Origin of the sequence: Micromonospora sp. NPDC049203, from assembly GCF_043197215.1 — a bacterium.
In the GTDB taxonomy this organism is placed as follows: domain Bacteria; phylum Actinomycetota; class Actinomycetes; order Mycobacteriales; family Micromonosporaceae; genus Micromonospora.
The window spans coordinates 1-15,131 of sequence record NZ_JBICSV010000004.1 but is presented as its reverse complement, the minus strand read 5'-3'; the positions used below and the strand labels follow the sequence as shown (position 1 = coordinate 15,131).

At 74.0% G+C, this 15,131-nt stretch carries 9 protein-coding genes and 1 rRNA gene; 5 read left to right on the top strand and 5 right to left on the bottom strand.

Going from position 1 to position 15,131, the window contains the following annotated elements; all coding sequences use genetic code 11:
• The first annotated feature begins 13 nt into the window (after positions 1 to 13).
• Both ACGFIA_RS12495 and ACGFIA_RS12490 read left to right on the top strand, forming a co-directional pair.
• On the top strand, positions 14 to 1,243 hold the full coding sequence (locus tag ACGFIA_RS12495) for an acyltransferase (protein WP_357474491.1): 1,230 nt from the start codon (positions 14 to 16) through the stop codon (positions 1,241 to 1,243).
• Between the two features lie 152 nt (positions 1,244 to 1,395).
• Complete coding sequence (locus ACGFIA_RS12490) at positions 1,396 to 2,574, top strand: glycosyltransferase family 4 protein (protein WP_393260425.1); 1,179 nt, start codon at positions 1,396 to 1,398, stop codon at positions 2,572 to 2,574.
• Here the strand turns inward: ACGFIA_RS12490 and ACGFIA_RS12485 are convergent.
• The 3 genes from ACGFIA_RS12485 to ACGFIA_RS12475 are packed head-to-tail and all read right to left on the bottom strand — an operon-like array spanning position 2,559 to position 6,372.
• Positions 2,559 to 2,753: a hypothetical protein gene (locus ACGFIA_RS12485; RefSeq protein WP_091425994.1), complete on the bottom strand. Its 195-nt coding sequence runs from the start codon at positions 2,751 to 2,753 to the stop codon at positions 2,559 to 2,561. The genes ACGFIA_RS12490 and ACGFIA_RS12485 overlap by 16 nt on opposite strands.
• Positions 2,754 to 2,788: 35 nt before the next feature.
• Complete coding sequence (locus ACGFIA_RS12480; RefSeq protein WP_393259883.1) at positions 2,789 to 4,495, bottom strand: hypothetical protein; 1,707 nt, start codon at positions 4,493 to 4,495, stop codon at positions 2,789 to 2,791.
• On the bottom strand, positions 4,492 to 6,372 hold the full coding sequence (locus ACGFIA_RS12475) for a hypothetical protein (RefSeq protein WP_393260422.1): 1,881 nt from the start codon (positions 6,370 to 6,372) through the stop codon (positions 4,492 to 4,494). Before ACGFIA_RS12475 ends, ACGFIA_RS12480 begins: the two co-directional genes overlap by 4 nt.
• Before the next feature lie 168 nt (positions 6,373 to 6,540).
• Between ACGFIA_RS12475 and ACGFIA_RS12470 the strand changes: the two genes are divergently transcribed.
• The 3 genes from ACGFIA_RS12470 (at position 6,541) to ACGFIA_RS12460 (ending at position 14,151) form a co-directional block, all read left to right on the top strand.
• A complete protein-coding gene (locus tag ACGFIA_RS12470) occupies positions 6,541 to 10,935 on the top strand; it encodes an alpha-(1->3)-arabinofuranosyltransferase (protein WP_357474501.1) in 4,395 nt (1,464 codons plus the stop codon).
• Positions 10,932 to 12,197 carry a lipopolysaccharide biosynthesis protein gene (locus ACGFIA_RS12465; RefSeq protein WP_393259880.1) on the top strand — a complete coding sequence of 422 codons (1,266 nt, stop codon included), beginning with the start codon at positions 10,932 to 10,934 and terminating at the stop codon, positions 12,195 to 12,197. The genes ACGFIA_RS12470 and ACGFIA_RS12465 overlap by 4 nt, the downstream gene beginning before the upstream one ends.
• A 136-nt stretch (positions 12,198 to 12,333) precedes the next feature.
• Positions 12,334 to 14,151, top strand: a complete 1,818-nt coding sequence (locus ACGFIA_RS12460; RefSeq protein WP_357389591.1) for a VanW family protein — start codon at positions 12,334 to 12,336, stop codon at positions 14,149 to 14,151.
• A 56-nt stretch (positions 14,152 to 14,207) separates the two neighbouring features.
• On the opposite strand, the gene ACGFIA_RS12455 is transcribed toward ACGFIA_RS12460, so the two are convergent.
• A complete protein-coding gene (locus ACGFIA_RS12455; RefSeq protein WP_357389577.1) occupies positions 14,208 to 14,834 on the bottom strand; it encodes an NAD(P)-binding domain-containing protein in 627 nt (208 codons plus the stop codon).
• A 208-nt stretch (positions 14,835 to 15,042) separates the two neighbouring features.
• Positions 15,043 to 15,131, bottom strand: a 5S ribosomal RNA gene (gene rrf / locus ACGFIA_RS12450); the annotation flags it as partial.

Genomic DNA, 15,131 nt, shown 5'->3' with positions numbered 1-15,131 from the left:
CCTGGATGTCCAGATGTCCACAGCCACCACGCCAACAACGCCGGAGCCTGCGGTGACCGGCCGTCTTCCCGCCCTCGACGCGCTGCGAGCGATCGGCGCGGTGGCGGTCGTCGGCCACCACGTCGGCTTCCAGACCGCCGTCACCATGAACACCACGTGGGGCGGCTGGTTGGCGCGCCTGGACGTGGGCGTCGCGATCTTCTTCGTGCTCTCCGGCTTCCTGCTGTTCCGCCCGTGGGCGCTCACCGTCGCGACCGGGCGCCCCCGGCCCCGCACCAAGCGGTACTTCTGGCGCCGCGCGCTGCGGATCCTGCCCGCGTACTGGCTTGCGGTGGTGGTCTGCTTCGTCGTCCTGCCCGGCAACCACCCGGTGTCGGCCGGTGACTGGCTGCGCCATCTCACGCTCACCCAGATCTACGGCCCGGGCCAGCTCCGGCACGGCCTCAGCCAGACCTGGAGCCTCGCCACCGAGGTCGTGTTCTACCTGCTCCTGCCGCTGCTCGCGGTGCTCGCCGTGGGCCGGACCTGGCGTCCCGTCCGCACCGTCCTCCTCGCCTCCTCCGGCGCGCTGCTGACCGTCGCGTGGGTCGCCATGATGGGCGCCGGCTGGCTCGACGGGGCGCTGCACACGATGTGGTTCCCGTCGTACGGCGCCTGGTTCGGCGGCGGCATGGCGCTGGCCGCGGCGCACGTGGCCCTGCGTACCGGCACCGCGCCGGCCGCCTTCCGCCTGCTCGACGACCTCGCCTCGGCGCCGCTCGCCTGCTGGGGGGCGGCGGTCGCGGTGATGGCGATCGCGACGACGCCGATCGCCGGGCCGCGCGACCTGACCAGCCCGACCGCCGTCGAGTTCGGCACCAAGATGGCGCTCTACCTCCTGATCGCCGTCCTCATCACGATCCCGGTGGCGTTCGGCGGGCGGACCCGGGCCAAGGAGGTCTTCAGCAGCGGGTCGGCACGGTGGATGGGCCTCGTGTCGTACGGGCTGTTCCTGTGGCACCCGCTGGTCATCGAGCTGATCTACCTGCTCGACGACCGGCCGCTGTTCACCGGCGGGTTCCTCAGCACCTTCGCCCTGACCATGCTCTTCGGCCTGGTGTACGCCGCGCTCAGCTACTACGGCGTCGAGCGCCCTCTCCAGACGCTCGGCACGCAGCGCCGCCGCCGACCGGCCGGACGCGGGCCGGCACCGGAGACGCCAGCCGTCGCCGCCACCACTCCGGACGTCGCGGCACCGGCCTGACCGTAACTCCTCGATCACTCCAGGTGACCTGACGACGGCCGTCGGCCCAACGCCGCCGGTCGGGGCATTGCCGGGCGGGGAGCCCAGCCCTTAATGTGACGCGCACCGCTAAATTACTTGAGAGTAGGGTTCGCGTGGAGCGTCGCTTCGGCATGCCCGGACACGTGCTGTTCCTCAACTGGCGAGACACTCGCAACCCCGAGGGCGGCGGTTCCGAGGTGTACGTGGAACGGATCGCCGCCGAGCTGGTGTCGCGCGGATTCCGCGCCACCCTGTTCTGCGCGGCGCACCGCGAGGCTCCCGCCGACGAGGTCAACGAGGCGGGCATCCGATTCATCCGGCGCGGCGGCCGGCACACCGTCTACCTGTGGGCGGCGCTCTGCTACCTGGCCGGAGCAGTCGGCCTGGGCCCGCTCGCCGCACGCCGGGGCGGCCGGCCGGACATCCTGGTCGACGTCTGCAACGGCCTGCCGTTCCTCGCGCCCCTCTGGGCCCGGCGCCCGGTGGTCAAGCTGATCCACCACGTGCACCGCGAGCAGTGGCCGGTGGTCCTGCCGAAGTGGGCCGCCCGGTTCGGCTGGTGGGTCGAGTCGTCGCTCGCGGTACGCGTCTACCGGCGGTGCCGGTACGTCACCGTGTCCGAGGCGACCCGGCGTGAACTCGGCACCCTCGGCGTACCGCCGGAGCAGGTCTCGGTGGTCTACAACGGCACGCCGGAGATGCCCCGCACCGACGCCGAGCGCGCCCCGTTCCCGCTGCTCGTGACGCTCAACCGCCTAGTGCCGCACAAGCGGGTGGAGGTGGCGCTGCGCGCGGTCGCGGCGCTCGCCGACGAGCTGCCCCAGCTGCGGCTGGTGGTCGCCGGGCAGGGCTGGTGGGAGTCGCACCTGCGCGAGGTCGCAGCCGAGCTGGACATCACCGACCGGGTCGACTTCCGGGGCTTCGTCACGGAGGAGGAGAAGGCCGCGCTGCTCGCCTCGGCCTGGGTCGCCCTGACGCCGTCGCTGAAGGAGGGCTGGGGGCTGACGATCGTGGAGGCCGGCGCGGCGGGTACGCCGACAGTGGCGTTCCGGGAGGCGGGCGGCGTCGCGGAGGCGGTGGTCGACGGCCGTACCGGCCTGCTGGCCGACGACATCGACGACTACCTGGCCAAGGTGCGCGCGCTGCTGCACGACGACGAGATGCGTCAGGAGATGGGCGCTCAGGCCCGGCGGCACGCGGCGAACTTCACCTGGCCGGTGGCGGGGGAACGCTTCGCGACCCTGCTGGAGACTGCGGACTCGCCCCGCCCGGTCCAGCGGCGGGGCGACCCGTCCTACCTGTTGCCGTAGACCTCGGGGGCGTACGGGTCCTGCTTCCCGGCCCGCTTGGCCGCCTCCGTGGCGTTACGCGCCTCGGTCGCGGCCTCCTCGGCCGTGGCGGTCGCGGCGGCCGAGAGCCCGCCGAGGGCCAGGACCCCGAGCAACGCCGCCACCAGGCCGGACACGACAAGGGTCAAAGCTCTACGCATGCCATTCCTCCAGTGGTGAGACGTGCGAGCGGACGTTACCACGCAGTAGCTCGCCGGCGTAGGGTCGAAAAGGCGGCAGCCATGACCGCCAGAACGGCAGTTCCGCACGCGAGCACGACAAGCCAGCGGCTCGCCCCGGTCCGCTGCGGCGCGCCCGAGGCGGCCGGGTTCCGGTAGAGGCTCAGCGACTCCCCCTCGTACCGGAGGTCGAGGCCGGCCAGCACGGCCGGGTCCACTGTGCTCGGCGTGCCGTGCTGCACCACCACCCAGCCCACCCCGGTGGCCGAGACCGGCCGCCCCTCGGCGAGCACCCGGCGCACCTCGCGCAGGCGCGGATTCTCCCCGGCCACCGCGACGTCGTCGACCACCAGCGTGTCGTCGGTGAGCACGGTTCCGGGCAGGTAGCGGGGCGCCGGGTCCAGCACCACCCGGCCCGGGTTCCACGGATAGGCCCGGTAGGCGGTCAGCGGCAGCGAGAGGACCTCACCCGGGTCGTCGGGCAGGCGCTCGGCGACCGCCCGCCAGTCCGCCGGGTAACGCACCGGACTGATCCGGCCGGCCCCGCCGAACGCCAGGTCCGGCATCGCGGCCACCGGCAGGAGCAGCAGCCCGGCCAGCACGATCCCGCCGACCTCCCGGTCGATCCGGGCCACCAGTCGCTCGGCGCCCAGCGCCGCGCACACCACCAGCACGAGGGCGTACGGCGCGAGGAACTTCTGCCCGTCGCGGAGCAGCCCCGCCCCCGGCACGTGCGCCACCGCCCAGCTCAACGCGCCCTGCCCACCGGGCAGCACGGCGAGGGCGGCCAGCAGGTACCCGCCACCGGCCAGCACACCCAGCCGTACCGCCGCGCCCGCCGGCAGCCGGCGTCGCAACAGGCCGGCGCCCACCACGGCCAGGACCACGAGCACCACTGTCGCCAGCGGAGCCAGCGCGGCGGACCGGCTGGACGGGGTGGCCTGCGCGCTCCAGATGCCGCCGGTGCCCGCGAGCGCCACCAGCGGGCCGGCCCAGTTCTCCGCGCGCGCCGCGAACGCCGCCACGCCGGCCGGATCGGACGTGCCGCCCGCGCCGGTGACCAGGGCCGCCACGATCCACGGAGCGTTCAGCAGCGCGACACCGCCCACCGCAAGCGCCGACCGCCGGAGCCGGCGATCCGCCGCCAGCACCAGCACCGTCGCCAGCGCGATCAGGCCGCCGGTCGGGGTGATCGCGGCGGGCGCGGCGAGCAGCACCACCCGGGCGAGCGCGCCGTCGCGGCCCGCCCGCAGGTTCAGCGCCGCCCGCGCCAGCCAGGGCAGTGCGGCGTACGCCAGCAGCAGCCCCCACTGGCCGATCAGCAGCCGCTCGGCCAGGTACGGCGTCCACGCGTACGCCACGGCGGCGACGAGTCGCACCGCACGCCGCTCGGTCGGCACCAGCCGTCCGGCGCCCACCGCGGCGAACAGGACCGCCCCGGCCAGCGCCACCCGCTGCACCACCCAGCCCGGCACGAGCTGGGTCACCAGCGAGACCAGCGCGTCCATCGGCACCGCCCGGGGCAGGCTCTGCGCCGGGGCCACCAGATCCCAGCTCAGCGGCTGCCGGGGCACGAACACCATGTCGTACCGCAGCGCGTAGCCCGGCGCCGCGAGCGGGGCCAGGATCAACGCGGTGGCGGCGACCGCCACGAGGTACAGCGGAAGCGACTCCCGCCACCGCCGGACCGCGGGGCCGCCGCCCTCGGCGGTACGTCCGGTCATTGCGGCTTCGGCACCGCCTTGCCGATGGTGATGAGGTTGGTGCACAACCTGACCCCGGGGGTGTTCACCGTCAGCTCGACGGCGGACCCGGCGCCCTCCAGCATGAAGAACACGTCGTTCAGCCCGCTCTTCAGCGTGATCTCGCGGGTGGCGTCGCCGAGGTTGAACACCGCTGTCGAGTCGCCGGAGCCGACGTAGCCGAAGTGCACCACGTACGGCCACTCCACCAGGTAGCCGTCCATCGGGATCCGGACGGTCCGGCCGCCCTCGGCCAGGTGCCCGCAGCCCTCCACGGGCCCGGGCGCGACCTTGCGCCCCTCGACCACGACCGGACGGATCCGGCCGTTCTCGTCGAACGTCGACGGCTTCTCGCTCATCGTCACGAACGTCGGCTTGCGCGGCGCCGGCCGGAAGAAGTGGGACTGGAGATTGTCCGGCCAGAAGTACCCGGCCACCACCCGGTCCGGCACGGTGGTGTCGAAGAAGACGGTGCCCGGCGGCGCTGCGGCCAGCTCGGCCTGCGTCGTGGCCAGGTAGTCCCGCCCGTGCTTGGTGCTCCAGTTGTCGCCGAAGCGCGCGGTGCTCCACAGCGTGCCCACGCCGATGGTGGCCAGCAGCACCACCATGGAGACCAGACCGACCGCGAAGGCCCCCGGCTCCCGCAGCACCGTCGGCAGCGGCCACGCGGAGACGTCGTCCTCGTCGCTGTCCTTCATCCCGAGCAGCGCCACCCCGACGCAGATCGCGGCCACCAGCACCACGTCCGCGACGTACCGGGGGACGACGCCGACCAGCGGCCCGAGCGGCCCGCCGAGCCGGGTCACCGCGAACAGCGCCGCGACCAGGCCCAGGTAGCAGGCGAGCAGCAGCCAGGCCCGCCCGGCGGACGGCCGCCGCCGCACGGTGACCACGATCAGCGCCGCGAGCACCGCCCAGGACAGCCACTTCGCGATGTCGTACGGGTCGGACAGCGGCGGCCCGTCACCGGCGTACGTCCAGCGCCACGGCCCGCCGAGCAGGCCCGGCACCACCGTGTCGCCGATCAGGTCGCCGAGGAAGGTGAAGACCTGCCCGACCGAGGTGGGCTCGTCCAGCCCCCGGGCCGGGCGGGTCAGGTAGTACGCCAGGTACGCACCGGACAGCGCGGTGAGCATCAGCCACGCCGGCCAGAACCGCACGACAGTGTTCACGAGGCTGCGCCACGCGCGTCCCTTGGTGAACAGGAACGCGGTCAGCAGGAACAGCAGCGGCACGATCAGCAGCGCCTTGGTGTCGAAGAGCAGGCCGAACACGACCCAGAGCGCGACCAGGACGAGGTGCCGCTTCCGCCCGGTGCGCACGTACCGGACCTGGGCCGCCACCGCCAGGACCAGCGCCAGCTGCGGCGGCAGCACGAGCAGCCCGACCAGCCACAGCGACGACACCTCGAGCGTCAGCGGGCTGAACAGGAACAGGCTCAGCGGGACCAGCAGCCCCCAGCCGGGCCGCAGCAGGTCACGGAGCAGCCGGTACAGGGCGATCCCGACCGCCGCCTGCCCGGCCGCCAGCAGCAGGATCCACGGCCACTCGGCGAAACCGGCCGCCCGGACCATCAGCCACGCGACCGCCAGCCCGGCCGGCATGAGGTGGTTGTTGAAGGTGCCCAGGAGGTAGTCCGGGTCCAGCCGGGTGTCCAGCACCTGCGCGGCGATGACGAACTCGTCCTGCGAGAACCAGCCACGGGCGGCCAGCCCGGCGCGCGACGCGACGGACACGACGATGAGGGCGATCGCGACCGCGCGGACGCGGTCGGCGGCTATCCAGCGACCGATCGGTCCGGGTCCGTCGTCCTCCGCGCCGACGGCTGCCGGACGCGTCTCGGCCGCTGCTTGTGGCATTGACATGGTCGGCAGCCTGCCACACGCTTACCTGCCGTGGGGACGGCCGTTCCGCCGATAACGCCCAGCACCGGCCCCCGGTCGCCGCTGCGGGCCGGTTCCGGATAACGTCGCGCGACACGCGTCATGTGCGGGTACGCGTACGGCCGGCGGAGACAGGAGCCGAAAATGCGGGCGGACGGGACGACAACGCCGCCGACGGGGACGGATGCCCTCGTCCGGGAGACCGGCCGTGCCCGGCAGACGGCACGGCGGTTCCGGCACCTGACGATCTGTCTCGCGCTCACCGCCCTCGCCTTCCAGCAGGCGCCCGGGCAGGTGGTCCCGGACACCAAGGTCGACCTGAACGTCAATCCGGCCGGGTGGCTGCTGCGCTCGCTGCACCTGTGGGATCCCACCGGCACGTTCGGGCAGCTCCAGAACCAGGCGTACGGATATCTCTGGCCGATGGGCCCGTTCTTCCTGCTCGGGACGGAACTGGGTGTCGCGCCGTGGATCGTCCAGCGGCTCTGGTGGGCGCTGCTGTTCTGCGTCGCGTACCTCGGTGTGGTGCGGCTGGCGGGCCGGCTCGGCATCGGCAGCCCCGCCGGCCGGATGGTCGCCGGTGTCGCGTTCGCGTTGTCCCCGCGCATCCTCACCCAGCTCGGCTGGTCGTCGGTGGAGTCCTGGCCCAGCGCCGTCGCGCCGTGGGTGCTCATCCCGCTCGTGGGCCTCGCCCGGGGCGCCCGGCTGCGCCGCGCGGTCGCCGGATCGGCGGTGGCCGTCGCCTGCGCGGGCGGTGTCAACGCCACCGCCGTCGCCGCCGTGGTGCCGCTCGCCCTGCTCTGGCTCGCCACGCTCAAACCGCTGCGCCGCCGCGTCACCGCCCTCGCGGCCTGGTGCGGGGCGGTCGCCCTGGCCACCGCGTGGTGGCTGATCCCGCTGCTGGTGCTCGGCCGCTACAGCCCGCCCTTCCTGGACTACATCGAGACCGCCCGCAACACCACGAGCGTCACCGACGGGGTGACCACGCTGCGCGGCACGTCCTACTGGGTCGCCTACCTGGCCTCCCCGTTCGGCGCGACCATCCCGGCCGGCGCCCGGCTGGCGAACGACACGCTGCTCGTCGTGGCCACCCTGGCGGTCGCCGCGCTCGGGGTGCTCGGCCTGTCCCGGCGCGGAATGCCGCACCGCCGATTCCTCATCACCGGCCTGCTGCTCGGCGTCGCGCTCGTCGGCCTCGGGCACACCGGCGACCTGCCGAACATCCTCGCCGGGCCGCAGCAGCAGTTCCTCGACGGCATCGGCGCCCCGCTGCGCAACGTGCACAAGTTCGACGTGCTGCTCCGCCTGCCGCTGGCGCTCGGCCTGGCCCACCTGGTCAGCCTCGCGGTACGCGCCGCCCGGACCGCCCCCGAGCAACGCCGTGGCCGGGCCACGGCCCGCGCCTGGCTCACCGCCGGCACAGCCATGGTCGCGGTCGCGGGCGTCGCCTCACCGGCGCTCGCCGGTGGCCTCGCCACGCCGGGCGCGGTGAAGGACGTGCCCGGCTACTGGCACGAGGCCACCGACTGGCTGGACGCGAACACCGGCCGTGGGCGGGTGCTCGTCGTCCCCGGCGCGCGCTTCCCCGCGTACGACTGGGGCAGCACCACCGACGAGATCGCCCAGCCGCTGCTGGACAGCCGGTGGGCGGTGCGCAACGCCATCCCGTTCACCCCGCCCGCCACGATCCGGCTGCTGGACGCGATCGAGTCGACGCTCGCCACCGGCGCCGGCTCGGCCGGCCTGGCCGACCTGCTCGCCCGCTCCGGGATCAGCCACGTCCTGTTCCGCGCCGACCTCGACCACGGCCGCTCGGACACGGCCCGCCCGGCGGTCGTCCGGCAGGCGCTGGAACGCTCGCCCGGCCTGAGCCGCGTCGCGTCCTTCGGCCCGGTACGCGGCGGCTCCGACACCCCCGACGAGTTCCGCGACCAGGGCCTGGACGTGCCCGGACGGGCACTTGAGGTGTACCGGGTGGACCGGCCCGTCCAGCCGGTGGTCGCGTACGACCGCGACGACGTGACCACTGTCGTCGGCGGTCCCGAGTCGCTGCTCGACCTGGCCGCCTCGGGCCAGCTCGGCCCCGCGCCCACGGTCCTGGCCGGCGACGCGAAGGCCGGCGAGTCCACCGGGCGGGTCGTGCTGACCGACGGGCTGCGCCGGCGCGACGTGTCGTTCGGCCGGCTGCGCGACAACTCCTCGCAGACACTCACCGCCGACGACACCTTCGCGGTGTCCGCGCCCGCGCACGACTACCTGCCCGACTGGGGGCCGGAGTGGTCGACTGTCGCCCGCTTCGAGGGCATCAGCGGGATCCGCGCCTCGACCGCCCGCTCCCAGATCGACGCCACCGGCGGCACCCGGCCCGAATACCAGCCGTACGCGGCGATGGACGGGAACACCGCCACGTCCTGGCGGTCGGCGCCGCACTCCCGCAGCGACAGGCAGTGGATCGAGGTGAACCTGGCGAACCCGACCCGGGTCACCCGGGTGGAGGTGTGGTTCGACCTGAAGGCCGACGCCCTGCCCACCACGGTCACCGTGACCGCCGGGTACGAGAGCCGCACCGTCGAGCAGTTCGGCGACCACATGGTCTTCGAGCTGCAGGGCGTGCACGCCACCCGCAAGGTCGAGGTCTCCGTCGACGCCGCGTTCGACCTGCGCCCGTTCGGCGACAAGACGGTCGGCATCACCGAGATCAAGATCCCCGGCATCCAGACCAGCCGGACCCTCCAACTGCCCGCCGCACCCGCCACCGACCAGCCGGCCGGCGTCGTCGTGTCGGCGGCCCCGACCACGCCCGCCTGCTTCACCGTCGACGGCCGCCCGCGCTGCTCCACCGACGCGGTCCGCGGCTCGGAGGACGCCTCCACCATCGACCGCACCTTCACCCTGCCGGTTGCCGGGACGTACGACGCGAAGCTGTGGGCGCGGCCGACACCCGGCCCCGAACTGAACGCCGCCCTGGACAAGCTGGTCGCCGAGGCCCAGCCGCTGCGCCTCGCGCCGCAGGTCACCGCATCGTCGACGGCGGTACCCGACCCGGCCGGCCGGCCCGGCGCGGTCCTCGACGGCAACCCGGCCACGAGCTGGTCACCGGCGCTCAACGACGAGGCGCCGATCCTGCGCCTCACCTGGCTCGAACCGCAGGTCATCAGCCGGATCCGGTTCACCGTCGAGGAGGGGACCGCCGCCACCCGGCTCGGCAGCGTACGGGTGGTCGGCAACGACGGGTTCCGCAGCAACCTGCTCACGAACGACGGTGTGCTCACGCTCGACCCGCCGATGCGAACCGACTCGATCACCATCCAGTTCCTGGACAAGCCGTCCGCCACCAGCACCGACCCGTACGGCCTGCGGCTGCCCGAGCCACTGCCCATCGCCGTCGGCGAGGTGACGGTGCTGCCCCTCGGCACCACAGTCGCACCCCGACCGGAGACGCCACTGAAGCTGGCCTGCGGCTCGGGTCCGACGCTTCAGGTCGGCCCGTCCCGGATCACCACGACGCTCACCGGCACGGTCCGTGACCTGCTGGAACTACGCGAGATGCCGGTGACGGCCTGCGGCCGGACCACGCCCAAGCAGCTGGACCTGGGCAGCGGGGAGCACCGCGTCGTCACCACCGCGAGCACGCTCGCCACCGCCACCCGGGTCGCGCTGACGCCGCGGACCGCCACGCCCGTCGCGGCGGCCACCGCCGGCGACATCGAGGTGGGTTCCTGGTCGGCCACCGAGCGGCGGGTACGCGTGGCCGAGCACTCCGGCGACCGGGTGCTCGCGGTCCGGGAGAACACGAACACCGGCTGGCAGGCCACCATCGGCGGGAAGACGCTCACCCCGCTCGTGGTGGACGGCTGGCAGCAGGGCTGGATCCTGCCCGCGGGTGTCTCCGGGGAGGTGGTGCTGCGCTTCACGCCGGACACCCCGTACCGGATGGGCCTGCTGCTCGGCGGCGTCCTGCTGGTGGTGGTGGTCCTGCTCGCGGTGCTGCCTGATCGCCGCCCCGCCGGGGATCGCGCGGTCGCCGCCGTGCCGGCTACCCGGCGCCGGCTCACCCGCTCGCTGCCGCTGCTCGCCGTCGGCGCCGCCGCGCTCGTGCTCCACAGCGGCCTGCTCGGCGGCCTGCTGGTCGCGGCGGGCTTCATGCTCGCCGTACCCGGACCGCGTCGCCTGCCCTGGGGCGGCGACCCCCGGCGGATCAGGCGGCTCGTCCGGGCCGCCGAGACGTGGCTTCCCGGGGCGCTCGTGGTGCTCGCCGGATGGATCTACCTGGAGTCGGCCGACCGGCACACCGACGCGCTGCCGCAGCTCGTGACGGTCGCCGCCCTCGGCGCGCTCTGGCTCTCCACCACCGCCCGGCGGCGGCCCGTACGCCGGATCCGCCCGGCGGCGACCCCGGCCGTGCCGGCACCCCGCGAGCCGGAACACGACGCCGCGCCGGTTCCGGATCGGGAGGCGGACCGCGACGATCGCGCCGAGCCGGACGGGCGACCGGCGCCGGACGCCGCCCCGGTGTCCCGCGTCTCGGAGATCACGTGAGCGACGGGCGGCCGGACCCCGCGCCCGAGCCGGCGGACGGCCGCCGGAGCGGGCTGGGCGCGGCGGGCGTCGCCGTCACCCTCGCCGGTGTCCTGGTGAACGGCCTGGCCTACCTGGTGCCGGTCCTCGCCGCCCGCAAGCTCGACGCGGACGACCTCGGCGCGCTCGCCACCGCCCTCGGGCTGGTCGCCATCGCCGGTGTGCCCGGGCTCGGCCTGCAACTCGCCGTTGCCGTGCACCACGCCCGGCACGGCCCGTCCGACACCCGGCGGCTCACCGTGCTGACCGCCGCCCTGTGCGCGGGCGCGCTGGTGCTGGCGACGCCGGTGCTGGTCGCCGCGCTGGACCTGCCGGTCGTGGTGCCCGCGCTGCTGGCCGTCACCACGGCCTCGGTGGTGCTCTCGTCGCGCTCGCTCGGCGAGCTGCAGGGCGGCCAGCGCTTCCTGCGGCTCGCCACCGCGATCGCGCTGCTCGCCGCCGCCCGCTACGGCGGGGTGATCGTCGGGCTGCTGCTCGGCGCGGGCCTGACCGGCGCGCTCGGCGCCGGGGCGCTCACCGCCGCGCTGGCGCCCCCGGCGCTGGCCTGGCTCACCGGCACGCCCCGGCGTCCCTCTGCCGCCCCGCGCCTGACCGTCGCGCAGGTGACCGCCGGATGCGGGGCGACGCTGGCGATGCTCGTCGTCTCCTACGCCGACCTGCTGCTGGCCCGCCAGCTGTTGCCGCCCTCGGGCTCCGGCGCGTACTCGGTGGGGACTGTCCTGACCAAGGGCGCGCTCTGGGCGCCGCAGGTCGCCGCCGTCCTGGCCCTGCCGCGCCTGGCCCGAGGGGACCGCCGCAGCCGCACCGTCGCGCTCGCGGTGACCGGCGCCTGCGGTCTGGTCCTGGTGGGCGCGTCGGCGATGGCCGGCGGGCTGGCCTTCCGGCTCGTCGGCGGACCCGACTACACGGCGCTGGGCCGGTACGCGCCGCTGTTCGCCGCCGTCGGCGCGCTCTACGCGGTCACGTTCGTGCTGCTCAACGACCGTCTCGCCGGGGGCGTCAGGTGGGCGGCGGCACCGCTGTGGTTGGGCACCGCCGCGCTGGTGACTGTCGCCGCCGCCGTGCGCCCGCGCACCGTCGGCGGCCTGGTCGTCGCGGCCCTCGTCACTGCCGCGGTCACCACGGCGCTGATGGCCGTACCGGCGCGCCGGCGCACGGCCGGACCTCCGCCCGCCGCTGTCCGTGCGACGCTGCCCACCGCGGCGCGACCCCGAAACGGGTGATCGGTGCGACACCGGCGGTCACCCGACACGACCTCCGGGCCGGACACTCCCGGTGGGCCCGAGCGTTGGTTACCGTAGGTGTCTCCCGTGGGGGAAGCGGTCCCCGCGTGTACTTCCGATCGAGGTTGCAGTGACGATGTACGGCGAGAAGATGCCGGCTGCCGACGACCGACCCACCATCAAGGTGGCGGCGGTGAGCTGGCCCGGCGTCGAGATCGAGCCGGTCGCCACACCGCCCGGGGGCGACGCGGCCAAGCCCACACGCTCGCGACGGACCCGGCTGCTGCTGGCCGGGGGGATCGTCGCGGCCGTCCTGGCGGGCGGCGTCGGCCTTGGCGCCTACGCGTACGCCGGTGACGTGCCCCGCGGCACCACGGTGCTCGGCACCGAGCTGGGCGGGCGCAGCCGCGCGGAGGCGGCCCAGACGCTGCGCGCCGAGCTGGAACGCCGGGCCGAGAAGCTCAACGCCCCGCTCGCGGTCACTGTGGGTGAGAACAAGGCCGAACTGAAGCCCTCCGACGTGGGGCTCGCCATCGACGTGGACGCGACAGTGGCAGCGGCGGCCGAGGCCGACGCGCACGCGGTGAGCCGGCTCGTCGGCTCCCGTACGGTCGAGCCGGTGGTCACCGTCGACCAGGCCAAGCTGGGGGCGGCCCTGCGCAAGGTGATGGGCCCGCAGGGGCGTGAGATGACCATGCCGGCGATCATCTGGACCGGCACCACACCGAAGCCGGTCTACCCGAAGCCGGCGCTGACGATCGACACGGACGGGGCCACCGCCGTGGTGAAGGCCGGCTGGCTGGCCGCCGAGCCGGTCACCGTGCCGCTGGTCGAGAAGTGGCCGGCCACCACCCGCGAGGAGGTGGATCGCCTCGTCGCCGAGCTGGCCCGGCCCGCGGTGGCCGCGCCTGTCACGCTCACCACCGACGGCGGCTCGGTCACCATCCCGCCCGCCGCCATCGCCCGGTCGCTGCGCTTCTCCGCCGACGACGCGGGCACGCTCACCCCGAAGGTCGACGTCAAGCGGCTGCGTGCCGCGCTCGGCGACCGGCTCACGAAGCTCGAGGTGGAGCCGAAGGACGCCGGCCTGACCATCAGCGGCGGCAAGCCGAAGGTGGTGCCCAGCAAGGCCGGGCGCCAGGTCGACGCCGCCGCGCTCGGCCCGGCCCTGCTCGCGGTGCTTCCGAAGACCGAGGGCCGTACGGTCACCGCCGAGCTGAAGCCTGCCGCCCCCGAGCTGACCGAGGCGGAACTGGCGAAGCTCGGCATCAAGGAACGGGTGTCGAGCTTCACCACCCAGTTCACCGGCGGTCTCTCCTCGCCGCGCAGCCAGAACATCGTGCGGGCCGCGAAGGACGTGGACGGTGCGCTGGTGAAGCCGGGCGAGACGTTCTCGCTCAACGGGCACACCGGCGAACGCGGCTACGACCAGGGATACAAGGACGCGCCGACGATCGTCGGCGGGAAACTCGTGCCGGGTGTCGGCGGTGGTGTCTCCCAGTTCACCACCACGCTGTTCAACGCCACCTACTACGCCGGGCTGGAGGACGTCGAGCACAAGCCGCACTCGTTCTACTTCAGCCGCTACCCGGCGGTGATCGAGTCGACCATCTACTGGCCGCAGCTCGACTTCAAGTTCCGCAACAACACGCCCTACGGGGTGCTGATCGACACCTCGTACACGTCCAGCTCGATCACCGTCTCGATCTGGAGCACGAAGATCTACGACAGTGTGAAGACCGAGTACGGCCCCCGCCGCGACATCACCCAGCCGAAGACGGTCTACCTGACGCCCGGGCCGACCTGCATCGCCGCCGCCGGCAGTGTCGGGTTCGCCCAGGACGCGTACCGGGTCATCAAGAAGGACGGCAAGGTGGTCAAGCGGGAGAAGTTCAGCTGGCGCTACGACGCCGAGCCCCGCTTCATCTGCGCCCCCAAGCCGGGCGACGACTGATCCGCTCACGCAGAAGGCCCCGCCGGCATGTCGCCGGCGGGGCCTTCTCATGCTTCTCAGGGCCGCGCCGCGGCCAGCCCTTCGCGTACGCCGTCCGCGTCGCGGTCGGTGCCGTAGACGGGCGTGTCCGGCTGCTGCCGCCAGCTCTCGTCGAGAGTGCCCGCGTCGACCGGGTCGAAGCCCAGCTCGTCCACAAGCCCCATGACGATCCGCTTGGCGTCGGCCTCGTCACCGGCCACCGGCAGCGCGATCCGGCCCGCCGTACCCGCCGGCTTGCCCTCGTCCATCAGGTGCGCGGCCTGGATGTTGTTGAACACCTTCACCACCCGCGCGCCCTTGAGGTGGTCGGCGGTCCAGCGGCTGGAGCTGAGGCTGCGGTCCAGCAGCTCGGGGATGTCCCCGTCGCGCTGGGGGTAGTAGTTGTTGGCGTCGACCACCAGCTTGCCGTCGAAAAGCGCCGCCGGGAGCTGCGGCACCGCCTTCAGCGGGATCGCGACGACGACCAGTTCCGCATCCCGCACGGCCTCCTCCACGGAGACGGCCCGGGCGCCGGTCTCGGCGGCGAGGTCGGTCAGGCTCTGTGGGCCGCGGGAGTTGGCCACCGCGACGTCGTGACCGAGTGAACGCAGACGACGGGTGAGGGTGCCCCCGATGTGCCCTGACCCGATGATTCCGATCTCCATGCCCACTCCTGTACCCCGTACGGTCGGACCTCATCACGGCCCCGGCGTACGGCACGTCACGTTTCGCGCCGCCGAGCCGGCGGGCGGGCCGACGTGTGTCGGCGGTCCCGGCTCGACGGTACGAGACGGAGGCGGCCCGGCGTGGTGATTCCGGGGGAGTACGCAATTCAGGGCCACCCTGTGCGGGGTGGCCCTGAATTGAAAGATTGTCCGGCGGTGTCCTACTCTCCCACACCCTCCCGAGTGCAGTACCATCGGCGCTGGAGGGCTTAGCTTCCGGGTTCGGAATGTGACCGG

Bases quoted from the DNA above. Each gene is read 5' to 3' on its own strand.
- ACGFIA_RS12475 (WP_393260422.1), bottom strand. From the start codon at position 6,372: ATGCCACAAGCAGCGGCCGAGACGCGTCCGGCAGCCGTCGGCGCGGAG.
- ACGFIA_RS12490 (WP_393260425.1), top strand. From the start codon at position 1,396: ATGCCCGGACACGTGCTGTTCCTCAACTGGCGAGACACTCGCAACCCC.
- ACGFIA_RS12485 (WP_091425994.1), bottom strand. From the start codon at position 2,753: ATGCGTAGAGCTTTGACCCTTGTCGTGTCCGGCCTGGTGGCGGCGTTG.
- ACGFIA_RS12455 (WP_357389577.1), bottom strand. From the start codon at position 14,834: ATGGAGATCGGAATCATCGGGTCAGGGCACATCGGGGGCACCCTCACC.
- ACGFIA_RS12460 (WP_357389591.1), top strand. From the start codon at position 12,334: ATGTACGGCGAGAAGATGCCGGCTGCCGACGACCGACCCACCATCAAG.
- ACGFIA_RS12470 (WP_357474501.1), top strand. From the start codon at position 6,541: ATGCGGGCGGACGGGACGACAACGCCGCCGACGGGGACGGATGCCCTC.
- ACGFIA_RS12480 (WP_393259883.1), bottom strand. From the start codon at position 4,495: ATGACCGGACGTACCGCCGAGGGCGGCGGCCCCGCGGTCCGGCGGTGG.
- ACGFIA_RS12495 (WP_357474491.1), top strand. From the start codon at position 14: ATGTCCACAGCCACCACGCCAACAACGCCGGAGCCTGCGGTGACCGGC.